Annotated in this window: 21 protein-coding genes; 8 read left to right on the forward strand and 13 right to left on the reverse strand. The window is 73.6% G+C overall.

The genetic code is table 11. The features are described from left to right. Positions 1-13 precede the first annotated feature (13 nt). From ACQEVU_RS41260 to ACQEVU_RS41285, 6 genes are read right to left on the reverse strand one after another with little or no spacing between them, the layout of a single operon-like run. Positions 14-1,051 (reverse strand): hypothetical protein, encoded by a 1,038-nt coding sequence (locus ACQEVU_RS41260; RefSeq protein WP_433333596.1) that lies wholly within the window; start codon positions 1,049-1,051, stop codon positions 14-16. 56 nt (positions 1,052-1,107) lie between these two features. Further along, positions 1,108-1,572 (reverse strand): GNAT family N-acetyltransferase, encoded by a 465-nt coding sequence (locus tag ACQEVU_RS41265; protein WP_433333598.1) that lies wholly within the window; start codon positions 1,570-1,572, stop codon positions 1,108-1,110. 36 nt (positions 1,573-1,608) lie between these two features. Beyond that, a complete protein-coding gene (locus ACQEVU_RS41270) occupies positions 1,609-3,123 on the reverse strand; it encodes a deoxyguanosinetriphosphate triphosphohydrolase family protein (RefSeq protein WP_433333600.1) in 1,515 nt (504 codons plus the stop codon). A 12-nt stretch (positions 3,124-3,135) separates the two neighbouring features. Continuing rightward, positions 3,136-4,020 carry a class I SAM-dependent methyltransferase gene (locus ACQEVU_RS41275; RefSeq protein ID WP_433333602.1) on the reverse strand — a complete coding sequence of 295 codons (885 nt, stop codon included), beginning with the start codon at positions 4,018-4,020 and terminating at the stop codon, positions 3,136-3,138. Further along, complete coding sequence (locus ACQEVU_RS41280; RefSeq protein WP_433333604.1) at positions 4,017-6,389, reverse strand: hypothetical protein; 2,373 nt, start codon at positions 6,387-6,389, stop codon at positions 4,017-4,019. The genes ACQEVU_RS41275 and ACQEVU_RS41280 overlap by 4 nt, the downstream gene beginning before the upstream one ends. 25 nt (positions 6,390-6,414) lie before the next feature. After that, a complete protein-coding gene (locus tag ACQEVU_RS41285) occupies positions 6,415-7,182 on the reverse strand; it encodes a TetR/AcrR family transcriptional regulator (RefSeq protein WP_433333606.1) in 768 nt (255 codons plus the stop codon). Between the two features lie 35 nt (positions 7,183-7,217). Here ACQEVU_RS41285 and ACQEVU_RS41290 point away from each other — a divergent pair, with 35 nt between their 5' ends. Further along, the gene (locus tag ACQEVU_RS41290) at positions 7,218-8,180 is read left to right on the forward strand and encodes an ATP-binding cassette domain-containing protein (protein ID WP_433333608.1); all 963 of its coding nucleotides are present in this window, start codon (positions 7,218-7,220) and stop codon (positions 8,178-8,180) included. Beyond that, positions 8,173-8,934, forward strand: coding sequence for an ABC transporter permease (locus tag ACQEVU_RS41295; protein ID WP_433333610.1), 762 nt, complete (start codon positions 8,173-8,175; stop codon positions 8,932-8,934). Before ACQEVU_RS41290 ends, ACQEVU_RS41295 begins: the two co-directional genes overlap by 8 nt. Before the next feature lie 223 nt (positions 8,935-9,157). Here the strand turns inward: ACQEVU_RS41295 and ACQEVU_RS41300 are convergent, their stop codons facing one another. Together ACQEVU_RS41300 and ACQEVU_RS41305 are read right to left on the reverse strand one after the other, a co-directional pair. Next, a complete protein-coding gene (locus ACQEVU_RS41300) occupies positions 9,158-9,661 on the reverse strand; it encodes a hypothetical protein (protein ID WP_433333612.1) in 504 nt (167 codons plus the stop codon). A 65-nt stretch (positions 9,662-9,726) separates the two neighbouring features. Then, complete coding sequence (locus ACQEVU_RS41305) at positions 9,727-10,263, reverse strand: hypothetical protein (RefSeq protein ID WP_433333614.1); 537 nt, start codon at positions 10,261-10,263, stop codon at positions 9,727-9,729. A gap of 476 nt (positions 10,264-10,739) precedes the next feature. Here ACQEVU_RS41305 and ACQEVU_RS41310 point away from each other — a divergent pair, with 476 nt between their 5' ends. Beyond that, positions 10,740-12,458: a GH25 family lysozyme gene (locus tag ACQEVU_RS41310; RefSeq protein WP_433333616.1), complete on the forward strand. Its 1,719-nt coding sequence runs from the start codon at positions 10,740-10,742 to the stop codon at positions 12,456-12,458. A gap of 34 nt (positions 12,459-12,492) precedes the next feature. On the opposite strand, the gene ACQEVU_RS41315 is transcribed toward ACQEVU_RS41310, so the two are convergent. Together ACQEVU_RS41315 and ACQEVU_RS41320 are read right to left on the reverse strand one after the other, a co-directional pair. Next, the gene (locus ACQEVU_RS41315) at positions 12,493-13,923 is read right to left on the reverse strand and encodes a HEAT repeat domain-containing protein (protein WP_433333618.1); all 1,431 of its coding nucleotides are present in this window, start codon (positions 13,921-13,923) and stop codon (positions 12,493-12,495) included. A gap of 411 nt (positions 13,924-14,334) precedes the next feature. Further along, on the reverse strand, positions 14,335-15,096 hold the full coding sequence (locus ACQEVU_RS41320; RefSeq protein WP_433333620.1) for an SDR family NAD(P)-dependent oxidoreductase: 762 nt from the start codon (positions 15,094-15,096) through the stop codon (positions 14,335-14,337). A gap of 22 nt (positions 15,097-15,118) precedes the next feature. Here ACQEVU_RS41320 and hemG point away from each other — a divergent pair, with 22 nt between their 5' ends. Together hemG and hemQ are read left to right on the forward strand one after the other, a co-directional pair. After that, positions 15,119-16,465, forward strand: a complete 1,347-nt coding sequence (hemG, locus tag ACQEVU_RS41325; RefSeq protein ID WP_433333622.1) for a protoporphyrinogen oxidase — start codon at positions 15,119-15,121, stop codon at positions 16,463-16,465. 5 nt (positions 16,466-16,470) lie between these two features. After that, the gene (gene hemQ, locus ACQEVU_RS41330) at positions 16,471-17,166 is read left to right on the forward strand and encodes a hydrogen peroxide-dependent heme synthase (RefSeq protein WP_433333624.1); all 696 of its coding nucleotides are present in this window, start codon (positions 16,471-16,473) and stop codon (positions 17,164-17,166) included. 23 nt (positions 17,167-17,189) lie between these two features. Here the strand turns inward: hemQ and ACQEVU_RS41335 are convergent, their stop codons facing one another. After that, entirely contained in the window at positions 17,190-17,741 is a 552-nt protein-coding gene (locus ACQEVU_RS41335; protein ID WP_433333626.1) for a DUF3000 domain-containing protein, read from the reverse strand. Positions 17,742-17,821: 80 nt separating this feature from the next. Between ACQEVU_RS41335 and hemE the strand changes: the two genes are divergently transcribed. Next, positions 17,822-18,841, forward strand: a complete 1,020-nt coding sequence (gene hemE / locus ACQEVU_RS41340; RefSeq protein ID WP_433333628.1) for a uroporphyrinogen decarboxylase — start codon at positions 17,822-17,824, stop codon at positions 18,839-18,841. Positions 18,842-18,888: 47 nt separating this feature from the next. On the opposite strand, the gene ACQEVU_RS41345 is transcribed toward hemE, so the two are convergent. Together ACQEVU_RS41345 and ACQEVU_RS41350 are read right to left on the reverse strand one after the other, a co-directional pair. Beyond that, entirely contained in the window at positions 18,889-19,755 is an 867-nt protein-coding gene (locus ACQEVU_RS41345) for a hypothetical protein (RefSeq protein WP_433333630.1), read from the reverse strand. 139 nt (positions 19,756-19,894) lie between these two features. Then, a complete protein-coding gene (locus ACQEVU_RS41350; RefSeq protein WP_433333632.1) occupies positions 19,895-20,947 on the reverse strand; it encodes a S1C family serine protease in 1,053 nt (350 codons plus the stop codon). A 359-nt stretch (positions 20,948-21,306) separates the two neighbouring features. Here ACQEVU_RS41350 and ACQEVU_RS41355 point away from each other — a divergent pair, with 359 nt between their 5' ends. Together ACQEVU_RS41355 and ACQEVU_RS41360 are read left to right on the forward strand one after the other, a co-directional pair. Continuing rightward, positions 21,307-22,581: an HRDC domain-containing protein gene (locus ACQEVU_RS41355; protein WP_433333634.1), complete on the forward strand. Its 1,275-nt coding sequence runs from the start codon at positions 21,307-21,309 to the stop codon at positions 22,579-22,581. A gap of 115 nt (positions 22,582-22,696) precedes the next feature. After that, a complete protein-coding gene (locus tag ACQEVU_RS41360; protein ID WP_433333636.1) occupies positions 22,697-23,890 on the forward strand; it encodes a thiolase family protein in 1,194 nt (397 codons plus the stop codon).

Here is a 23,890-nt window from a genome sequence, read left to right on the forward strand (position 1 = left end):
AGCCGGGGCGCGGTCAGTCGTGGCGACTCGGCGCGGGGATCGGCGCGCCGTTGTCGTCGAAGACGTTGCCGGACAGCTCGGTGAGCACGGTGCGCGTGGAGACCAGGATCGGGCAGGCGTACGAGCTGGCCCGGCCGAACCGGTTGTTCACCACGGCGATCATGGCCAGCGGCGGGCCGCCCCCGTGCGAGAAGTTCAGCGTGCAGCCACCGCCGTCGAGCCAGTTGCCCTCGATGCGCTGCTCGCTGGCGCTGCCGCCGCCGGTCTGGCGCACCTGGTAGGCGGCGTTGCCGTGCGCGCCGACGCTGAGCGCGTTGTGCCGCAGCGTGACGCGCCGCTGGCCGACGTCCTCGACGGCGTCGGTCTCGGTCTCCCCGCCGCCGGGCGCGCCGCTCGCGAAGTAGGCGGAGTCGTGCACCCACGAGTCCTGCAGCAGCACGTCGGGGCCGGTGGCCTTGACGCCGTTGACCCCGCCGTGGACGTTGAGCCGGGTCAGGGAGGCGGCGGTGGCCCAGATCCCGTCGAGGCACGGCCCGGTGGCGGCGGGGGCGATCTCGACGTCCTCGAGGACCGCGCTGGCGCCGGCCGCGATCTGCACGACGGCGCCGCACTTGGCCGGCCCGCCGCGCACGACGGCGTTGCGCAGGACCACCCGCTTGCCGGTGATCAGGACATAGCCGTGAATGTCCACATTTTCGACGATCTTTCCATCGGTACCGTACCGCTGGTCGCCATTGACGACGGTGAGCCCGACGCCGGGTATCGCCCCGGTGTTGCCCGGCCCCGGCCGCCCGCCCGGCCGCGGGGCCCGGGACACGCTCGGCGCCGCCGAGCGCAGCCCCGCGGCGGCCGACCCGACCGGCTCCGACGCGCCGACCGGTTCCGGTGCATCGGGAATGTCCGAAAAGCCCGTGGCGACCGACGCCGCCGGCGAGCCCGCCGCCGAGGTGCGCGCCGAAGGCTGGGTCAAGGGGATCGCCAGCAGCGTCCCCACCGTGATGACCGCAACACCACCGGTGGCGAGCGCGACCGGCCCCCACCGCATCGTCACGCCCTGTTTCTAATGGTGCGGGAGTGACAACGCAAAGCATGCGGGCGCTTCGGGCCCTATGCCAGTTCTTTCGACATCTGCACCGAGGTCGTCGCGTAGCCGAGGCCCTCGTAGAGCGCCCGCGCCCCCGGGTTGTGCCCGAACACGTTGAGCCCGAGCCGGTCGATCCCGCGGGCCAGGAGCACCTGCTCGGCGGCGAGCAGCATCGCCCGGGCGTGGCCGCGGCGCCGGTGGGCGGGGTCGACCTGGATGTCGTACACCCACGCCTGCGGCCGCTGCTCGTCCGGCAGCGCGATCCAGACGTGCCCGACCACGGCCCCGCCGTCGTCGACGCCGCTGAACAGCAGCTGCCCGGGGCTGTCGACCCCGGCCGGCAGCAGCCGCGCGAACAGCTCCTCGATGCCGGCGTGGACCGCCTCAGGGGTGCGCCGGCCGGACTTGAGCTCGTCCTCGGCGTACTCCCGCTTGAGCACCGGCAGCATCGCGTCGAGCTCGGCCTGGGTCATGGGGCGAAGTTGCATGCCGCCACCCTAAGCAGGTCCCCGCCGTACGTCCGGTCAGAGGACGAACGCGTCGGTCCACAGCTGCCGCGACCGCCCGGACAGCGCCTCGAGCAGCCCGACCGCCTGCCCATCGGTGAGCGCGGCGACGAAGTCGACGATGGCCCGGCCGCGGGCCATGGCCGGCACGTCCAGCGACTCCAGCCCGTAGTCGGCGGCGCTGAGCGTGCGGGCCTCGGCGTCGGCGAGCTCGACGAGGTCGTGCAGCCGCCGCGGCAGCCGGGCCTCCTCGCCGGGGTCGGTGAGCCAGGCGTGCAGGGCCTCGACGAGGCTGGCGACGAGCCGGGCCTGGCCGCGCTGGTGCAGGGCCAGGTCGGGCCGCTCCAGGACGAACCGGTGGTGGATGAACTTGAGCACCTGCACCTCGTGCCACTGGGCCCGGCCGAGCAGCACGTGCCCGGAGCGCACGGGCGGGTCGGCCCGCACGTACACGGCGTCGATGAGCCGGCGGGTCCAGCGGGCGGAGAAGCGGGCGACGGCCTGCTCGGCCTCGATCGAGCCGTCGAACGGCGCGGCGAGCAGCCCGTCGGCGAGCTCGTTCCGCACGTGCTCGACGGCGGCCGCGAACGCGTCGTCGTCGCAGATCCAGCCGTCCTTGCGCTGCAGGGTGCGGCGCAGCTGCTCGACGGAGCGGCCGGGGTGGCGGGCGGTGGTGCGCAGCTCGGCGTCGCCGAGGGCGCGCAGCTGCGCGGCGTCGCGCTGCCAGGCGACGAGCTCGGTGGCGACCGGGCCCTGCTGCAGCACGCCGACGCGGTGGAAGTCCTCGAGGTCGTGGATGGCGTAGGCGATGTCGTCGGCGGTGTCCATGACGGACGCCTCGACGGTCTGCTGCCAGTCGGCGATGCGGCCGGCGAACGGGGCGCGGGCCTGGCGGACGTCGGCGACCTCGGTGACGTACGCGCCGAACTTCGACGACCCGACGGCCGGGTCGCCGCCGGCGCCGCGCGGGGTCGGGCTGAGGCGCATCGGGTGCGGGTCGGGGTACGTGCGGCGGGTCCACGGGTACTTCAGCAGCGCCGCGCGCACGGCGGCGGTGAGGTCCAGGCCGATGGCGGCGCCGCGCACCTGGGTGCTGGTGACGATGCGGTACGACTGGGCGTTGCCCTCGAACCCGTCGGGCAGCCCGAGCCGCTCCCGGGCGAGGCGGTCCAGGACGTGCTCGCCGAGGTGGCCGAACGGCGGGTGGCCGAGGTCGTGGGCGAGCGCCGCCGCCTCGACGACGTCGGCGTCGCAGCCGCCGAGCTTGTCCAGCAGGGCCCGCTGGTCGGGGTCGGCGCTCAGCCGCTCGACGATGCCGCGGGCGACGCTGGCGACCTTGAGGCTGTGCGTGAGCCGGTTGTGCACGAGCAGGCCGGACCCGCCGGGGCTGATGACCTGGGTGACGCCGGCGAGGCGGGCGAAGAACGGCGAGGCGACGATGCGGTCCCGGTCGGCCCGGTAGGGGCTGGTCGCGAGGTCGCCGGGGGCGACGCTCGCCCCGCCGAAGAGCCGCTGAGCGCGCAGGTCATCCATCCCCAAGTTGTATCAAGCCGCCTTGCGGACCTCGATCACGAACCCGCTCGCCGCCTGGGCCGCCATCGGGTGGTGCACGAGCAGCAGGTCGAGCAGCTTGAGCGGCGACAGCACCCAGGTGAGCGGCAGGATCAGCCGGTAGAGGCGGCGGCTGCCGAAGGACAGCGCCATGGCCAGCCACTCCTGCAGCGCCCACAGCATGCCGGAGGTGGGACCGGCCCCGACCCGCACGGACAGCACGTCGAACGCGCCGAACTGCTCGCGCAGGCCTACCTCGGTGTAGCGCTGGAAGTCGTACGGCGAGGCGTGGAACGGCTGCATGAAGGGCACGAAGACGAGCATCCGCCCGCCGGGGCGCAGGACGCGGTGCATCTCGGCGATGTGCCGGGCCGGGTCGGGCACGTGCTCGAGGACGGCGATGCTGATCGCGCCGTCGAGGCTGCCGTCGGCCAGGGGCAGGCGGCGCAGGTCGGTGACGATGTCGACGTTGGCGTACGCGCCGCCGTCGATGCACACGACGCGCTCGTCGCGGCGGTGGGTGCCGCAGCCGAGGTCGGCGACGAGGTCGCGGTCGAGGTTGAAGGAGCGCAGGAAGCCGCCGATCAGCCCGGGCCGGTCCTGCACCGGCGACAGCAGCCGGATGGCGGCCGGGTAGAGCCGGGTGAACCGGGTCTTGACCAGCTCCTTGACCCGGTTGAGGGCGTCGGCGCCGAGCTCCTCGGCGGCGAACCCGCCGAAGTCGAGCCGCTCGCCCTGCCCCGGGCCGGCGCTGCGCCGCCCGACCGGCCCGCAGGCGGCGCAGGTCAGGTCCGGGCCGAGGCGGTCGTGACAGATTGGGCACGCCAGGACCGCCGCGAGCCGGTCGCGGCGGGTTGCGCCGATGGTGTCGTACATCATGATCCCAGCTGGTAGATGGCGATGCGCCCGGCCCGGAAGCGGAACTGGGCGTAGTCCTCGACCCAGATGGACGGCAGCAGCAGGTAGCCCTCGTCGACCATGAGCCACTTGACGTGGTACTGGTCGCGCAGCTTGCCGACGGTCTGCGCGCTCGGGTGGTAGAACGCGGCGTCGTTGTCGGCCAGCCGCCGCTGGTCCCAGTAGGGCGCGAAGATGGCGTTGACGTGGTCCTTCGCCGCCTCCCGGTGGGCCCGGTCGGTGAAGCCCCAGCCCTCGACGAGGAAGCGGCGCTCGCTGTACGCGGAGAACCAGAAGTGCCGGTTGTCGCAGCCCTGCAGCGAGTACGGGTCGCCGATGCAGTGCGCGTTCGTGGCCACGAGATCGTCAGGGTCCGAATGGTCGCGCAGCCAGCGGCCGGCCTCCTGCGTGCCGGGGGTGACGAACGTGCGGATCTGCACGACGCCGCGCCAGCCGCCGAGGTACGACGTGCGGGTCATCTGGTAGACGTGCTGCAGCGCGGTGCTCATGCAGGCGCCGGCGAGCAGGGCGGCGACGAGCGTGCGCCACGCCGGGAACCTCCGCCGGTACATCCACCGCCCGGCCGCGGCCAGCAGCGCGTAGGACAGCAGGTACGGCCAGACGAGCGCCCACAGGGTCACGGCCAGGCTGCCGGTGTTCTGCAGCTTCGGCGTGTGCATGCTGCCGATCTTGTGTACGGCGAGCAGGATGAGCGCACCGGCGGCCATCGCGGCGTACACCTGGCGCAGCATCCGCTTCGGGGGCAGGCCCCGCGGCGTGAGCAGGACGAGGCCGACGACGGAGGCGAGGGACAGGTAGGGCCGGGCGGAGACCATGAACCAGCCCTCGGCGCCGGCCTCGTGGCCGAAGACCATGAGGGCGCCGACGCCGGACAGGCCGATGCCGAACATGAGGATGACGGGGTCGGCGGCGATGCCGAGGTGGCGGCGCAGGCGGCGGGCGTGGCGGATGGTGGGGGCGAGCCGGCCGAGGCCGAGCAGCCCGGGCCAGATGCACGCCCAGCAGGCGAGGGTGAGCGCGAGCACGATGAGCAGCCGCCACAGCGGGTGCGGGTACTCGGGGGCGGCGAACTTCACGGTGTAGGGCGCCCCGGAGATCTGCGCGAAGTGCAGCGGGTCGATCGCCATGCCCTGCGAGGCGCCGCCGAAGAGCACGAACTGGGCGAAGAGCAGCCCGAGGAACGTGACGGCGGCGGCGAACAGCGCGCCCGGGTGCACGCGCCTTCTCGTGACCAGCCGTACGGCGACGACGAGCAGCAGCCCGGCCAGCAGCATCGGCAGGAAGGTCGCCTTGGCCCCGGTGACGGCGGCGGTGAGCACGACGACGAGCGCCCAGCTCGCCCGGGTGTGTGCGGCCATGGCCTCGACGAGGGCGAGGCAGAGGCCGGCGAACAGCAGCGCCCCGAACGTCTGCGTGGGGCTGGTCCACAGCTGGGCGCGCAGCGACGAGCCGTCCTCGTAGGCGTTGGTGCCGAAGGCGGAGAACCAGCCCTCCAGCGGCCAGTGGTACGGCATCGGGGTCAGCACGAAGAACGTGATGACGGCCGCGGCGGCGCCGGCCCACCACACGCCGGTCAGCCGCCGGCCGAGGACGCCGAGCAGCGCGACGAGCCCGAACAGCATCGGCAGCGGGGCGAGGCGCACGAGCAGCACGTGCGGCTCGATGCCGGTGACCCAGCTGGTGGCGGCCATGTCGGCGTAGACGAACCAGTGGTACAGCACCGGCTGGTCCGAAAGCCACGGCGACATGAGCGGCATGTGGTGCTTGGCGTCGCCGATGAGGGCGAGGTGGAACGGCGAGTCGGCGTCGGGGCTGAGCATGCCCGGCTCGCGCAGGTCGTGCGTGCGGAAGAAGCGCACGCAGCTCCAGAAGAAGACGACGGCGGCGGTGCCGGACAGGATGAGCGACCACCACAGCGGCGTGCGCTCGCCGCCGCCCCGCCAGTGCCGGCGCAGGCGCGGCACGGCGAGGAACGCGGCGAGGACGGCGGCGGGCCAGACCAGGAACGCGAGCGGGGCGCCGAGGGCGCGGGCCGGGATGTAGGCGAGGACCTCGCCGGCGTACCCGACGGCGAGGCCGGCGCCGAGGTCCTCGACGAGCCAGCCCGACCGCCCGCGCACGGCCCGCCAGATGAGGGTGCCCGGCAGGACGATGCCCAGGGCGAGGTAGAGCGTGAAGACCGCGGTCGACTGCAGCGGCACGCCGTAGACCTTGAGTCCCGCGGCGACACCCACGGCCACGGCCGCGGGCGGTATCCAGGCGGCGGCGACCCGCCGTACGGGTTTCGCGTCGGCGGCGACCGCGGTCCGCCGCTCGACTGTTGCTGTCACACGTGTGCAACGCGCGAGCCCGCTGTTAGGTTTTGCGGCCGTTGTCCCTGATCCGGCGCTGCATCAACGCTTCGAGGCCGTCGAGGAAGCGGGCGATGCCGAACTCGAAGTCGTCGTCCGGGATCTCGGCGGGGTGGTCGAGGACGCCGGAGGCGATGAGGTCGCCGACGGCCGGGAAGCGGGCCGGGTCGGCGAAGCGCCTGAGCAGCCGGCTGTAGCCCAGCATCGCCTGCTCGGTGCTGCCCCCGCCGGCCCGGGCGGCGGCGTCGATGTCGGCGGTGAGCAGCGCCCAGTTCCGGGTCAGCCCGCTGATGATCATGATGCTGGACAGCCGCTCGTACTGGTGCAGCGCCGTGCCGCGCATGGTCTCCAGCCCGTGGTCCATCCACGCGATCTGGTTCGGCGTGATCGGCGGGGTGTTGATCGGCACCCGGGCGATCCACGGCTGGTCGCGCAGCAGCGCGAGATAGGTCCGCGCGAAGGCGGCCAGGCCGGTGCGCCAGTCCTGCCCGGGCGGCAGCGGCGGCGGCTGCCCGATGGCGTGGTCGACCATGAGGTCGAGCAGCTCGTCCTTCGCGTTGAGGTGCCGGTAGAGCGACATCGTGGCCGCGCCGAGCTCCTTGGCGACGCGGGCCATGGACACCGCGCCGAGGCCCTCGGTGGCGGCGACCTTCACCCCGGCGGCGACGATCCGCTCGAGGGTGAGCCCGGGCCGCGGCCCCTTGCCGGGCCGCTCCCGCAGCCCCCAGGCCATGGCCAGGACCGGCGGTATGCCGTTTTCGCGCTCGCTCATTGACTCGGGATCCTACTTCTGCGTATAACGTACGCATGAGCGTACACCATACGCAGAACGGTCCCGCCATCGAGGCGACCGGGTTGCAGAAGTCCTACGGCAGGCTCGAGGTCCTCACGGGCGTCGACCTGCGGGTGCCGGCGGGGTCCGTGTTCTGCCTGCTCGGCCCCAACGGCGCCGGCAAGACCACGACGGTGCGCATCCTCGCCACCCTCACCCGCCCCGACGCCGGCACCGCCCGCGTCGCCGGCCACGACGTGGTCCGCGAGCGGCACCGGGTGCGGTCCGCGATCAGCCTCACCGGGCAGTACGCGGCGGTCGACGAGCTGCAGACCGGCGCCGAGAACCTGCGCATGATGGCCCGCCTGTCCGGCCTGTCGCGCCGCGACGCCGCCCGCCGCGCCGCCGAACTGCTGGAGCGCTTCGGCCTGACCGACGCCGCGGACCGCCGGGCCGGCAAGTACTCCGGCGGCATGCGCCGCCGCCTCGACCTCGCCGCGGGCCTCGCCGGCCGGGCCCGGGTCATCTTCCTCGACGAGCCGACCACGGGCCTGGACCTGACCAGCCGCCAGGCGATGTGGGACGTCGTGGACGGGCTCGTCGACGCGGGGACGACGGTGTTCCTCACGACGCAGTACCTCGAGGAGGCCGACCGCCTCGCCGCGCGCATCGCCGTCGTCGACCACGGCCGGGTGGTCGCCGAGGGCACCCCCGCCGAGCTCAAGCGCCGCTTCGGCGACCAGCGCCTCGACCTGGACCTGGCCGACCGCGCCGGGTTCGAGGCCGTCGCCGCCCGCCTCGGCGCCCGCGTCGTGCAGCGCGACGAGGCCCGGCTCACGCTCGGCGTCACCACCGACGGCAGCGCCGCCCACGTGCGCTCGGTCCTGGACGAGATCGACCCGGCCGGCACCGCCGTGCGCCGCTTCTCGCTGCACAGCGCCACCCTCGACGACGTCTTCCTGTCCCTCACCTCCCGCAAGGAGCCCGCCGGTGTCTAGCTCGGCCCTCACCCAATGGTCGGTCCTCGGCGCCCGCTCCCTGCGCCTGGGCCGGCGCAACGTCGAGGCCCTCATCATGTCGATCGCGCTGCCGGTCATGCTGATGGTCGTCTTCGTGTACCTCTTCGGCGGCGCCCTGCAGGTCGGCACGCAGTACGTCACGTACGTCGTCCCCGGCGTCATGCTGCTGTGCGTCTCGTTCGGCTCGGCGATGACCGCGGTCGCGGTGGCGAGCGACCTGTCGGGCGGCATCGTCGACCGCTTCCGCTCCCTGGACGTCGGCGGCGCCGCACTGCTGTCGGGCCACGTGCTCGCGAGCCTGGCCCGCAACACGGTGTCGAGCGTGCTGGTCCTGTCGGTCGCGTTCGCCCTGGGCTTCCGCCCCCGCGCCAACTTCGCGCAGTGGCTCGCCGCGGCGGGCATCCTGCTGCTGAGCATCGCCGCCGTGTCGTGGCTGTCGGCGGCGCTGGGCCTGCTGGCCGGCTCGTCCGAGGCCGCGAGCGGCTACACGTTCGGCATCACCTTCCTGCCGTACGCGAGCAGCGCCTTCGTCCCCATCACGACCATGCCCACGTGGCTGCGCGGCTTCGCCGGCAACCAGCCGGTGACCCCGATCGTCGAGAGCCTCCGCGCCCTGCTGCTGGACCAGCCGGCCGGCTCGGCCCCTTGGCGCGCGGTCGCCTGGTGCCTGGCCATCACGGCCGGCTCGGTCATCGCGTCCGCCGCGTTGTTCCGCGCCAAGACGCGCGGGTGACCGACCGGTCACGGCCGGTGCCAGCCGGCCGGCCCGGCACCTTGGCGCGCGGTCGCCTGGTGCCTGGCCACCACGGCCGGCTCGGCCATCGCATCCGCCGCGTTTGTTCCGCGCCAGGACGCGCGGGTGACGGACCGGTCACGGCGGGTGCCGGCGGGCATGATCGGTTAGGTGGGGTGGGTTAGGCTGTGGTTGAAGCCGGAATGCCACCGCCGGAGTCGCCTCAGATCTCCAGCACCCCGCCTCCCGGCCCCTGCTCCCGTCCGAGCTCGGTCAACGCCAGCACGCCTCGCCCACGCACGCGCGTGTGCGCACCAAGCCGCCCGGGATCGACGGAGACCTCGCGCAGCACCTCGCTGACCCGGGGATCCCCCCACTCGATCTCGAACGGCAACGGCTCCCCCAGCTCGGGCAGCTCGTCATCGAACCACCGCACCACCCGGCCCTCACGCGCCACGAGCCAGCCGGTGCCGTAGTAGTGACACTCCCCGAGCTTCGCGCTCACCGCTTCACAGATCGCCATCGCCTCGTGCGGCCCCACAAGGTCGCCGAACACGAGGAACCACCCGTCCAGGGCGGGCGTGACGTACGCATGCCGCCCCGGCGCCGGATGCCACCGGCGGTACCACGACGACAACCCCATACGCATGGTCACCGGCTCCGGGCCGGACAGCCCGAACGCCTCAAGGACCGCCGCCTGCTCCGCGGCGACCGCCGACAGGTCCACCGCGGCCCGCTCCGCCCCGGCCCGCTCCGCCCCGGCGTGATCACCGCGCGCGAGGGCCAGCGAGGTCAGCCGCCCCCTGCGGCGTGGTCCGCGGCGGCGGCCCGGGACGGGACGGCGAACCACGGCTCGGACTCGCGCTCCACCGGCGCGGGCACCTCCCGGGGCGCCTTGATCCGGACCAGGCGGCGGACCGCCTCGACGTCGGCCGGCTCCAGGGCAGTCCAGTCGACCGCCGCAATGACCTGCAGCGCGGCTCGCCGGCCGGCCGGGACGGTGCGGCGCATCCGGCGGGCGCCGGGCAGCGCCGCCGGGCCGGCCGCGGTCAGGGCCTGCACCGCGCGCTCGCGCAGGGCGTGGTCCGGGTCGGCGAGCAGGGGCACGAAGTCGTCGGCGAACGCGGCGGCGTCGTGGTCGCGGTGCACGACCAGCACGTACGCGGCGGCCCTCGCGCACGCCGGGCTCGCGTGGCGCAGCAGGAGGCGAAACGGGCCGAGTCCAGCCTCGTCAGCCAGGAGAAAGCGCTCGCCGTGCGCCGGGCGGCCCGCTCGCCGGGCGCGGCGGCCAGCGCCGCCACCGTCGGGTCGAACGCCGGGTCGCCCCACCGCGCCAGGATGCCGCCGATCACCACATCGGCGGCCGCGTCGCGGGCGGGGTTGGCCAGCTCCGCGAGCCCCACGGCCGGGTCGAGCGCCGCGAGCGCGTCGCGCGCGGCGACCCGGACCTCGGTGTCGGCTCTGCGCAGGCGTTCGATCAGAATATCCAGATTTACCGCCATTCGTCCCCACTCACGCGACAAACGTCCGAATTCGCCCGGATCAGCCCACGCGGCACCGCGCCCGCACGGTACCGTGGCGGCGCGGGAGAGGGGGACCCGAGCGACATGCGTACCGTGCTGGCCGCCGGCTTTCTGGCCGGGCTGCTGCTGTTCGGCTCATCCACTGCAGTGAAAGCAGAACCCGAGGCCACTGCAGTGAAAGCAGAACCCGAGGCCACTGCAGTGACAGCAGAACCCGAGGCCACTGCAGTGACAGCAGAAGCCGAGTCCGTTGCAGTGGCAGCAGAGGCCGAGTCCGCTGCAGTGACAGCAGAAGCCGAGCCGGGCAACGGCCGGGCACACGCGGGGGCACGCGGACCCGAAGCGGCGGCCGCGCCGGGGCCGCAGTACACCGTCAAGGGCATCGACGTCTCCAGCCACGACCACAGCACGTTCAAGACGATCGACTGGGCCGGCCAGGCCGCCCAGGGCGTCTCCTTCGCCTACATCAAGGCCACCGAGACCGACAACTACGTCAACCCGTACTTCGCCCAGGACATCGCCGACGCCAAGAAGGCCGGCCTGCTCGCCGGCGCCTACACGTTCGCGCGGCCCGACCGCGGCACCCCCGTCGGCGACGCCGACCGGTTCATCGACAAGGCCGCCTGGGTCAACGACTCCAAGACCCTGGTGCCGTTCGTCGACCTCGAGTGGCCGTACTTCTCCACCGTCGGCACCTGCTACAACCTCGACCAGACGGCGATGCGCAACTGGATCCAGGCGTTCCTGGACCAGGTGCAGGTCCGCATCGGGCGCAAGGCGATGATCTACACGGCGGCGAACTGGTGGAACCAGTGCGTCGGCAGCACCACCCAGTTCGCGGGGTACCCGCTCGACGTGGCGACCTGGAGCGGCACCGCGCCGAAGCTGCCGAACGGCTGGTCGAAGTGGACGCTGTGGCAGTACGCCGGCGGCAACAACCAGCAGCAGGGCAACTACGACAAGGACGTGTTCAACGGCGACCTCGCCGCGCTGCAGCGCCTCGCCGGCATCGACCCGCCGGCGCCCCTGATCGCGCGGCCCACGCCGGTCGTGCACGAACCGACGAAGCAGCTGCAGGTGTACACCGACGCCGGCCACGGCCTGTCCCAGCGGTACTGGAGCCCCGGCTACGGCTGGTCGAGCTGGAGCAACTTCGGCGGCGGCATCGCGGGCACCCCGCACGTGCTGCAGAACCCGAAGGCCGGCACCGTCGAGGTGTACGCCCGGACGCAGGACGGCCGGCTGGCGCAGAAGTACTGGCAGGCCGGCCGCTGGTCGGACTGGACGGACCTCGGCGGCTCGATCGCCGGCGACCCGGTCGTGTTCTACAGCCCGCGGTACGGCTCGACGGAGATCTACGCCCGCGGCACCGACGGCCACCTGTGGCAGAAGTTCTACGCCGGCGGCTGGTCCGGCTGGAACGACCTCGGCGGCGACCTCGCCGGCGACCCGGCCGAGGTGCTGTACAACCCGGTGTACAGGACCACGGAGCTCTATGCCCGCGGCACGAACGGCCACCTGCTGCAGAAGTACTTCGCCGGCGCGTGGTCGGGCTGGAACGACCTCGGCGGGGACCTCGCCGGCGACCCGGCCGTGTTCCGCAGCCCGGTGTGGGGCTCGTCGGAGATCTACGCCCAGGGCACGAACGGCCACCTGTGGCAGAAGTTCTACGCGGGCGGCTGGTCGGGCTGGAACGACCTCGGCGGGTCGGTCGCCGGGCGGCCGGCGGTGTTCTACAACCCGCAGTACCGCTCGACCGAGATCTATGCCCGCAGCGGCTCGGCGCTGGCGTACACCCTCATCATGCCCGGCGGCGGATGGGCGGCCTGGACGCCGATCGGCGGGGACCTGGGCACCGACCCGGCCGTCATCCTCAACCCGTACACCGGCAACACCGAGATCTACGCGGTCTCCCCCGCCGGCGACCTCGTCACGCAGCTGTGGCTCAAGCAGGCGGCGGTCTGGACGGGCTGGTCGACGATCATGACCAACCCGTCCTGACCGCGCTTCACAACAGGCCGTTACCCCGCTTCCGTCACGAACCGGATGGGCGCCACCGGGGCCAGCCGTGGTCGCCGGCCAGCTGGGACAGGCGGGAGCCGAGCATCAACGTGGTGGCCGGCTCGGCGTTCATCAGGCGGTAGTGGACCTGCTCGGCGATCTCCGGGGCGCGGTACTCGGCGTGCTCCAGCAACTGCAGCGTCACCGACCACCAGTACCGGTCCTCGTCGGTGGCGTGCGGTGCGCCCTGGCGGAACCAGTCGGTCAGCCCGTCCAGCAGGTCGTCGCCGACGCCGTCGGGGTCCGTCAGCCGCAGCGCGGCGCACACCCGGGCCACCACGTCGTCGTCCCAGCCGGACAGGTGCCCGCGGACCAGCGTGTGCAGCGAGGCGTGCCCCAGCGCGCCGGCGGCGTCGATCTCCAGGGAGTACACGTTGTCCCTGGACAGCCGTTCGTGCAGCACCGGCAGGACCCGCGGGTCGCGGCGGCGGGCCAGCCCGAGCAGCGCCTCGCAGCGCGTGTCGTCGTGGAGGTCCTCCAGCCGCGCGGCGAGGGCGTCGCGGATCACCGGGTTGTCCACTTCGGACAGTTGGGTGCCCAGCGCGAAGCACGCCCAGTCGCGTACGTCGTCGTCCGCGTCGCCGCTCAGCGCGATCAGGGCCCGCACCGTCTCGGCCGGGTCGGCCTCGCCGAGGACGCTGGGGAGGGCCTGCGCCACCGAGCGGCGCACGCCGGCGTCCGGGTGGCGGGTCAGCGGCAGCAGCAGCGGCAGCGCCGCGTCGTCGTAGCACCAGGCGACCGCGTCGGCCAGCTCGGCGGCGGACGTTGCCGGGGCCTCGAGCAGCGCGGCGATCGTGCGGGCGGTCGGCTCCGTGTCGTCGAGGGCCGCCGACAGGCCGCCGTCGATGTCGAAAGCCACGAATCCCGCGTCACCGCCGAGATCCGCCGAACCGCCATCACCGTACGAACCGCCATCACCGTACGAACCGCCATCACCGTACGAACCGCCATCACCGTACGAACCGCCATCACCGTACGAACCGCCATCGTCGAACGCGCCGCTACCGCCGTACGCAGCGGGATCGCCGAACGCGCCGCGGCCTCCGAACGTGGAATCGCCGAACGCGACGTCGCCGAACGTGCCGCGGTCGGGGTCGCTGAAGGCGTACGCCGACGTGCCGGGTTCGGGCGACCGGCCGGCCATCGGGTCGTCCGGGGCAACGGATGGTGACGACCCGGGCAGCGCATCGTCAGAGGACGGCGACGAGCGGTGCGACCCCAGGTCGGCCAGGTCGGCGATGACCTCGGCGAGCGGGTTCAGCGCGAAGCCGTCGTCCGCGGGATCGCGCGCGGCCGGCACGAACAGCTCCGAAGCCCGCGGGAACAGGCCGGACACGTCGCTCGGACCGCCGGGGCGCGCGGGCGGCTCGTCGGGCACGGGGCGGGAGGACGCGAGGTCGCTCATCCACGAGAGTGTGCGCGCGTTCGCGGAGATCTTCCAGAGGGGTTCGCCCCTCAGAAGGACATCGCGGGGGCCACGATCACCCTACTCGACGACATATCGACGCACACCGGAACAACGAGCGAGATCGCAAGACGACACGCGGCGCGGGACAACAATTCCGTCAGGAGCGTGAACATCACGACGCCCCGGAACGGCCGCGCGCGGAAGCCGGTCGGCAGGTGCAGGGACCGCCACGAACCGTCCGCGCCCCGGCCACCATCGACCCGACCGGCCGGTGCCCCCGAACAACGCCGCCGCGGCCGGAAAGTCAGGCGCAAGGCCGAGCCGAAGACCCGAGGCCGGACCGGGCCGGCGGTGCGTCAGGCGCGAGGCCGAGCCGAAGACCCGAGGCCGGACCGGGCCGGCGGTGAGTCAGGCGCGGGAGCGGGCCGACAGGCGCAGCGACTGCCAGGAGCCGTCCGCGGCCCACCCGCCGTCGACCGGCAGTGCCGTGCCGTTGACGAAGCCGCTGCGGGCCGGGTCGGCGAGGAAGGCGACCGCGCGGGCGATGTCGTCGGGCTGGGCGAAGCGGGCCATCGGGACGTGCTCGGTGATGTCGGTGTCGACGTAGGCGCCGGAGGACTGCGACTCGTCGTCCATCTCCGTCTTGACCCAGCCGGGGCAGACGGCGTTGACGCGCACGCCGCGGCCGCCCCACTCGACGGCCAGGGTGCGGGTGAGGCCGATCAGGCCGTGCTTGCTGGTGTTGTAGGCCACGCGGTCGGCGACGCCCATGAGGCCGGCGACGGAGGCGATGTTGACGATGGAGCCGGTGCCGCGCACGAGCATGCGGCGGCCGAATGCCTGGCAGAGCAGGAACGGGCCGGTGAGGTTGACGTCGAGGACGCGGCGCCACTGCTCGGCGGTGGTGTCCTCGGCGGGGGCGATGGAGGCGATGCCGGCGTTGTTGACGAGCACGTCGGCGCGGCCGTAGCGGGCCTCGACCGCGGCCACGAAGCGCTGCACGTCGGCCTCGTCGGAGACGTCGCCGACGAACGACAGGGCCTCGAACCCGGTGACCGGCTGCCGGTCGATGACGGCCAGGAGGTAGCCCTCCTCGGCGAGCACCTCGGCGGTGCGCCGGCCGATGCCCTGCGCCGCCCCGGTGATCACTGCCACGCGCTCTTCGCCCATGCCGCGACAATAGACTGCGGGTATGACAAAACGCGTCGTGGTCGTCGGCGGGGGGATCGCCGGGCTGGCCGCGGCGCACCGCCTGCACACGCTGCGGCCGGGGCTCGACGTGGTGCTGCTCGACCAGCGCGACCGGCCCGGCGGCAAGCTGTCCACCGGCGAGCTGGCCGGCGGCCCGGTGGAGCGTGGCGCGGAGTCGTTCCTGGTCGGCGCGCCCGAGGGCGGGTCCAGCGCGGCCCTGCGCCTGGCCGAGGCGGTCGGCGTCACCGTCGTCCACCCGACGCCGGCGAGGGCCGCGGTCGCCATCGACGGGAGCCTGCGCGACCTGCCCGCCGGGACCCTGATGGGCATTCCGGTTCAGGCCCCGGATTCGGTACTCGACGAGCCCGCCACGGCACCGCTCCTGGCGCCCGGCGCCGACGTGACGGTGGGCGGGCTGGTCCGGCCGCGCCGCGGCGACGCCGTCGTCGACCATTTCGTGGAGCCGCTGCTGGGCGGCGTCTATGCGGGACGGGCCGACCGCCTGTCCCTGCGCATGGCGCTGCCGGCGCTGGCCGCCGCGGCCGAGCGGGCGCACACCCTGACCGAGGCGCTGCAGGCGGCGGTGGCGGCGTCCCGGCGTACACCCGGGGCCCCGGTCTTCGGCACCGTCGAGGGCGGCATGTCGCGCCTGGTGGACGCGGTCGCGGCGGCGCTGCCCGACGTGCGGTGCGGTGTGACGGTGCGGGCGCTGCGCCGCAGCGGCGGCGGGTGGCAGCTCACGCTCGGCTCGACCCGCGACGCGGAGGTCCTCGACGCCGACGGCGTGGTCCTCGCCGTGCCGGCCCGGCCCGCCGAGCGGCTGCTGGCGGCGGTGGACGGCGTCAGCTCGGTACCGCTGGACTACGCCTCCGTCGCCCTGGTGGCCCTGGCGCTGCCGGCGACGAAGCTGCCGGAGCTGTCCGGGTTCCTGGTCCCGGCGACGGAGGGGCTGGCCGTGAAGGCGGTCACGTTCTTCGACCAGAAGTGGGCGCATCTGCGCCGGCCCGGGGTGACGGTGCTGCGCGCGTCGGTCGGGCGGCACGGCGACGAGGGGCAGCTGCAGCGCACCGACGACGCGCTGGCCGAGGTGGTACGGGCCGAGGTGGCGCGGCTCATCGGCGTCGACGCGCTGCCCGCGGAGCTCGGCCGGGGGGTGTTCCGGTGGGGTGGGGCGCTCCCGCAGTACACCCCGAATCATCAGGACCGGGTCCGGGCCTTGCGGGCCGGGCTCGCGGCGCATCCGGCGATCGCGGTGGCCGGCGCGGCCTACGACGGCGTCGGCATCCCCGCGTGCGTCGCCTCCGGCTGGAGGGCCGCCGAGGCGGTGCTGGAGCGGCTGGCAGAGTAGATGGCATGACCACGAGCAACGCGGCACGCATCCGCGAGCTGAACGAGTCCATCCGCTACACCATGTGGTCGGTCTTCCGGCTCGCCGAGCCGTACGGCGCCGGCAGCCGCGACGCGACGCAGGCGAGCGCGTTCCTCGCCGATCTGGCCGCGAAGGACGTCACGGTCCGCGGCACCTACGACGTCGCCGGGCTGCGGGCCGACGCCGACCTGATGATCTGGTGGCACGCGCCGAGCGCGGAGGCGCTGCAGGAGGCGTACACCGGGTTCCGCCGCACCGGCGTCGGGCAGCGGATGGCGCCGGTGTGGTCGCAGATGGCGCTGCACCGGCCGGCGGAGTTCAACAAGAGCCACATCCCGGCGTTCCTCGCCGACGAGCACGCCCGCGAGTGGGTGTGCGTGTACCCGTTCGTGCGCTCCTACGAGTGGTACCTGCTGCCCGACGAGGAGCGCCGGGCGATGCTCGCCGAGCACGGGCAGCAGGCGCGCACGTTCCCCGACGTGCGGGCGAACACGGTGGCGAGCTTCGCGCTCGGCGACTACGAGTGGATCCTGGCGTTCGAGGCCGACGAGCTGCACCGCATCGTCGACCTGATGCGGGAGCTGCGGGCGTCGCGGGCCCGCCGGCACGTGCGCGAGGAGGTCCCGTTCTACACGGGCCGCCGCCGCGACATCGCCGACCTGGTCGCCAACCTGCCGTAGCCGGGGCCGGCGGCCCTGCACCCCTAGGAGTGCAGGGCGGTGACGCCCGGGGGCGGCAGGCCGGCCGTGGAGGCCAGCAGCGCGCACCAGGCGTGGACGTGGGCCTGCATGTCCTCGTCGGTCGGGGTCCAGGAGGCGCGGATCTCGAGGTCGGCGGCGGCCGGCGGGCCGGCGAGGTCGCCGAAGCGGGTCGACATCGTCTGGGTGACGGTGCCGCCGATCGCCGTGTAGGCGGCGTGGTGGCCGTCGAGGGCGTCGACGAGCCAGCTCCAGCCGACGCCGGGCAGCAGCGGGTCGGTGGCCAGTTCGGCCTCGAGCTCGGCGGTCACGTACGTCACCAGGCGCATCGTGCCGTCCCAGGCATCGTGGCCGGCGGGGTCGTGCAGCAGGATCAGCCGGCCGGTGGCCACCTCGTCCCCGTGGCGCAGGACCGTGCCCCCGATCGCGTGTGCGTAGGGGGCGAGGCGCTGCGGGGCCGGGACCTCCTCGAGCGTGATCTCCGGCCGGGTGGTCACGGCGCGCAGCTCCTGCACCGCCCGGGTGAACGTGGGCGGAGTCGCGGTCGATGGCGCCATAACGGAAGACTAAATCCGAAACGAGCGCAGGGGGTGCCGCCGCGCCGCCTGCGCACAATCAGTGCAACGATGGGCAGGCTATGAACGACACGAAGCTGTTGCTGCGCGCCGCCCGCGGCGAGGTTGTCCCGCACGTCCCGGTCTGGTTCATGCGCCAGGCGGGCCGGTCCCTGCCCGAGTACCGGCAGCTGCGCGCCGAAGTCGGCATGCTGGAGTCCTGCCGCCGGCCCGACCTGGTCTGCGAGATCACCCTGCAGCCGGTGCGCCGGCACGGGGTGGACGCGGCGATCCTGTTCAGCGACATCGTGGTGCCGCTGCAGGCCGCCGGCATCGACCTCGACATCGTCGCCGGGACCGGGCCCGTCGTCGCCGCCCCCGTGCGCGGGATGGGCGACGTCGAGGCGATCCGGGTCCTGGAGCCGGAGGCGGTCGGGTTCGTCGCGGAGGCGATCCGGCTGCTGCTGGCCGAGCTCGGCGGGTCCGGCACGGCGCTCATCGGGTTCGCCGGCGCCCCGTTCACCCTCGCCTCCTACCTGGTGGAGGGCGGGCCGTCGCGGCATCACGCGAAGACGAAGGCGCTGATGTACGGCGCCCCGGACGTGTGGCACGCGCTGTGCGCCCGGCTCGCGGAGATCACCCGCACGTTCCTGCAGGTGCAGGTCGACGCGGGCGTGGACGCGATCCAGCTGTTCGACTCCTGGGCCGGCGCCCTGTCGGAGGCCGACTACCGCCGCTACGTCCTGCCGCACTCGCGGGCGGTCCTCGACGGCGTCACGGGGAGCCTTCCGAAGATCCATTTCGGCGTCGGTACGGCGGAACTGCTGCCCGCCATGGCCGACGCGGGCGCCGACGTGGTCGGCGTCGACTGGCGCACCCCGCTGGACGTGGCCGCGGCGCGGGTCCCCGGGCGGGCCCTGCAGGGCAACCTCGACCCATGCGTGCTGCTCGCGCCGTGGACGGTCATCGAGCAGGAGGCCCGCCGCGTGCTGGCCGAGGGCGCGAAGGCCCCCGGCCACATCTTCAACCTGGGCCACGGCGTCCTGCCGGAGACCGACCCGGACGTCCTGACCCGCCTCGCGGAGCTCATCCACACGGCCTGAGCGGCGAGCACCGGGGCCGCGGACGTCCGGCCCCGGTCCTCACCGGATCAGATGCCGAGGATGACCTGCGCCTCGTTGCAGGGCTTCTCCATCTCGTTGAGCTTGTTCTGGGTGGTGGTCTTGTCGCCGGAGTTGGCGGCGTCGAGGGCCTCCAGCAGCAGCTTCAGGCAGTTGCCGATGACGTCGCGCTGGCGCTTGGCCTCGGTGCTGTCGGCCTGGGTGCCGCGCAGGTCCTGCTGGGACTTCGCCAGCTCGTCGGCCTTGGCCTTGAGGTCGGTGCGGGTCTGCTCGAGGTCCTTGTTGGACTGGTCGAGCGCGACCTGACGCTGGTTCGACTTCGCCTCGGACGCTTCGAGCTTGTTGGACTTGTCGACCCACAGGCCGACGAACACGCCGGCGGCGATGACCGCGAGGGCGAGCAGGCCCGACAGCAGCGGCACGGCGATGCCGCGCTTCTTCGGCGGCTCGGCGCCCGGGTAGCCGATCGGCTGGCCGGGGAAGCCGCTGGTCGGCGGGCCCGACACGGGGCCGTAGGCGACCGGCGGGCCGGACATCGGCGGGCCCGACATCGGGGGCGCCGACATCGGCGGGGCCGGCTGCATCGGGGCGGTCGGCGGCGCCGACACGGACGGGTCGAGGCTGTAGGAGCTCTCGCCGTACGTGGGCAGCTGCGTCGTGCCCTGGTCGTGGACCGGCTGGGGCTGCGGCGGCACCGGCTGGCCGTACTGCGGCTGCTCGCCGTAGGGGTTGGCCGGCTGGCCGTACTGCGGCGCCGGCGGCTGCTCCCCGAACGGCGCGGCCGGGTAGGCCGGGGGCTGCTGGGGCGGCGGCGGGTATGCGCCGGTGGAGGCGTTGGGGTCGGGGTAGCCGTATGCGTCGTTCGGGTTGCCCTGGGGGTTGCCGGGGTATGCCATGTTCTCTTCCTCCTGGTGGTCCCGCCGGGCACCGCCCCCGCGGGAGTCTTACTACCGGCGCGTCCGGGATGTGCGCCGGCGTGGTGGTACCCCGGCCGAAGAACCGGGCGGTCGGAAGCTGGTCAGCGGGCGGCGGGGCTCAACAGACAGCCGGAACCGTGTCGCAGACCACCGAGATCGGGATCGCCAGGCCGATGCCCTCGGCCTGCTGCGCCTTGAGCGTCGCTACGCCGACCACCTCCTTCTTGGCGTTGAACACCGGGCCGCCGGAGTTGCCGGGGTTGATGGCCGCGTCGAACTGCATGAGCGACTCGCCGTTGAGGGTGCGGAAGGCGCTGACCACGCCGGTGGTGACGGAGTCCTCGAGGCCGAGCGGGGAGCCGATGACGAGGACCGGCTCGCCGACCTTCGGCGGGCCGGCGGCGGCCGTCAGGCGCGGGAACTCCTCGTCGGTGTGCAGCACCGCGAGGTCCTTGTCCGGGTGCACCTCGACGATCTTGCCGGGGAAGCGCTGGTCGGTGCGCTCGAGGCTGATGTCCTTCTCGCCGCGGGTGTAGGCGTCCGCGACGACGTGGTAGTTGGTGATGAGGTCGGTGCCGCCGCCGGCGGGGGCCTTGCCGAGGGCGAAGCCGGTGCCGATGGCGTACTTCGTGGAGACCCGGAACACGCTGGGCCGCACGCTCGAGGAGACCTCGGCGGCGTCGAGGTTGCCGCCGGTCTTCTGCTCGAGCTTGTCGGCGCGGTCCTCGAGCGCCTTGAGGCGGGACGCGTCGCCGGCCTGCGCGGCCTTCGCGGCGGCGTCGGCCTTGTCGGCCTTGTGCTCCAGGTCGACGATGAACGCCGCCTGGACGCCGACGACGATGAGCAGCAGGATCGCCAGGACCAGGGAGACGGCGCCGAGCCGGCTGCGGCGCGGGGCGAAGGCCACCGGCTGCACGCTGTGCGGCGGGGGCGGCGTCACGGGCGCCGAGACGGGCCACGAGCTGGTCGGCTGCGCGCCCGTGGCCGGGCCCTGGGCCGGGACGGGGGCGGTGACCGTGGCGAAGGAGCCGGTGGAGGTCATCCGAGGGGGGTGTGGGCCGAGGCGCTCCGGGTCGTCGACCTCGGCCGCCGCGTGACGCGGGCGGTCGGGATCGTAGGCGTCGGAACTGCCGGAAGCCACCGGGTTGGAGGGGTCATACCCGGCCGTCATTGCTGCTTGTTTCCTTCCTGTCACGGTTCCACCCGTTTCGCCGGACACATGCACCTCGACGGTGGTCGTCCGGCGATACCGCGGTCGGCCCTCACCCTAGACGGCGGGCACAAGCCTCGCGACCTCCGATGCCGCGTGTGTACACAACCTGACCGGCCACGTCAGCGAACCGTACCGGCAACCATGTCTGTCCGTCCGTCCCCTACACCGGCGGCGCACACAAGGTCAACACAACGTCCACATGACAATCCGCATAACGGTCCATACGCGGCTCCGCCGGACGGCACGGAGATCAGCTGAACGCCGACGCGCCGGACCGGCTGCAACAAGGGACCTGTGGCGCAACGTACGGTTGTCGCGTGACCGACGAACCCCCCGCGCGGCGTCGGGACGAGGAGCCAGACGACAGTCCGGGTAAACCGGGCGAAAAGACCGAGCCCGTCCTGCTGACCGCCCCCCAAGACGGGACCCCCGAGCCGATCGCGGACCGGGCCGAGCTGGCGCGCGCCATCGAGCGCTTCGCCCAGGGCACCGGCCCGGTGGCCGTGGACGCCGAGCGGGCGTCCGGCTACCGCTACACGCACCGGGCGTACCTGGTGCAGCTGCGCCGGGCCGGCGCCGGCACGGTGCTGATCGACCCGCTGCCCTTCGGCCAGCTGCCGGAGCTCGACGAGGTCATCTCGCCGGCGGAATGGATCCTGCACGCCGCCAGCCAGGACCTGCCGTGCCTGACCGAGCTCGGGCTGCGGCCCACCCGGCTGTTCGACACCGAGCTCGCGGCCCGCCTGTGCGGGTTCGAGCGGGTCGGGCTCGCGGCGCTGACCGAGTCCCTGCTCGGGTACACCCTGGAGAAGCATCACTCCGCGGCCGACTGGTCGACGCGGCCCCTGCCGTCGTCCTGGCTCACGTATGCGGCGCTGGACGTCGAGCTGCTGCTGCAGCTGCGCGACACCCTCGCCGAGGAGCTCGCCCGGCAGGGCAAGACCGACTGGGCGGCGCAGGAGTTCGCGGCGCTCGTCGCCTCGGCCGGCGACCCGCCGCGGGTGCGCGCCGACCCGTGGCGGCGCACGTCGGGCATCCACCGGGTGCGCGGCGCCCGCGCCCTCGCGCGCGTGCGGGCGCTGTGGACGGCCCGCGACGAGATCGCCCAGCGCCGCGACGCGAGCCCCGGGCGGGTCCTCGCCGACGCGGCCATCATCGCGGCCGCCGAGGCCGACCCGAAGGACGAGCGCTCGCTGCTGGCGCTGGCCGGCTTCGGCGGGCGCTCGGTGCGCCGGCTCGCCCCGACGTGGCTCGGCGCGCTGAGCGACGCGCGGGCGCTGCCGGACAAGGAGTTGCCGACCACGCCCCCGTCGGAGGGGCCGCCCCCGCCGCACCGGTGGGCGGAGCGGGACCCGGTCGCGGCCGCCCGCCTGGCCCGGTGCCGGGAGCTGGTCACCGGCCTGGCCGCGACACACCTGCTGCCTCCGGAGAACCTCATCACCCCGGATTCGGTACGCCGCCTGGCCTGGTCGCCGCCGGAGGAGCTCACCGAGGATGCCGTCGCCGCGGTCCTGTCCGGCTACGGCGCCCGGCAGTGGCAGGTCGCCCTCGTCTCCCCCGGCCTGACGAAGGCGCTGCGGACGCCGCAGTGACCTGTTCCCCGGCCTGACGGCTACAGACACCGCAATGACGGGTGAAAGGGTTCACAGCCCGGCGCGACCTACTGGCGAGTAACATCGTCGGTAATTCGTTGCTAGGAGGACACCCGTGCCCCGTGCAGTCCGCGACGTCGTCTTCGTCGACGGCGTGCGCACCCCGTTCGGCAAGGCCGGTGGGATGTATGCCAACACCCGCGCCGACGACCTCGTCATCCGCTGCATCCGCGAGCTGCTGCGCCGCAACCCGCAGCTGCCGCCGGAGCGGGTCGACGAGGTCGCCATCGCCGCGACCACGCAGATCGGAGACCAGGGCCTGACCATCGGGCGCACCGCCGCCCTGCTGGCCGGGCTGCCCAAGACCGTGCCCGGCTACGCGATCGACCGGATGTGCGCGGGCGCGCTCACCGCGGTGACCACGGTCGCCGGCGGCATCGCCTTCGGCGCCTACGACGTGGCGATCGCCGGCGGCGTCGAGCACATGGGCCGCCACCCCATGGGCGAGGGCGTCGACCCCAACCCGCGCATCATCGCCGAGAAGCTCGTCGACCCGTCCGCACTCGTCATGGGCGCCACCGCGGAGAACCTCCACGACCGGCTGCCCGCCATCACCAAGGAGCGCGCCGACCGGTTCGGCTACGCCTCCCAGGTCAAGACCGCCGCCGCGTACGCCGCCGGCAAGCTGCAGCCCGACCTGGTCTCCGTCGCCACCCGCGACCCCGAGACCGGCTGGGGCCTGGCCACCGTCGACGAGGCGCCCCGCGAGACCAGCCTCGAGAAGCTCGCCACCCTCAAGACGCCGTTCCGCCCGCACGGCAAGGTCACCGCCGGCAACGCCGCGGGGCTCAACGACGGCGCCACCGCCTCGATCATCGCCGCCGAGGACGTCGCGCGGGAGCTCGGCCTGCCCGTCGGCATGCGCCTCGTCGCCTACGGCTTCACCGGCGTGGAGCCCGAGGTCATGGGCTTCGGCCCGGTCCCGGCCACCGAGAAGGCGCTGCGCCTGGCCGGCCTGAGCATCGACGACATCGGCCTGTTCGAGCTCAACGAGGCCTTCGCCGTGCAGGTCCTGGCGTTCCTCGACCACTTCGGGATCGCCGACGACGACCCGCGGGTCAACCCGTGGGGCGGCGCGATCGCCGTCGGTCACCCCCTCGCCTCCTCCGGCGTGCGGCTCATGACGCAGCTGTCGCGCCAGTTCGCCGAGCGGCCCGACGTCCGCTACGGCCTCACCGCCATGTGCGTCGGCATCGGCATGGGCGCGTCGGTCATCTGGGAGAACCCGAACTGGGAGGGCGCCAAGTGA

It is taken from the genome of Dactylosporangium sp. CA-139066, from assembly GCF_050936175.1.
Classification (GTDB): Bacteria; Actinomycetota; Actinomycetes; order Mycobacteriales; family Micromonosporaceae; genus Dactylosporangium.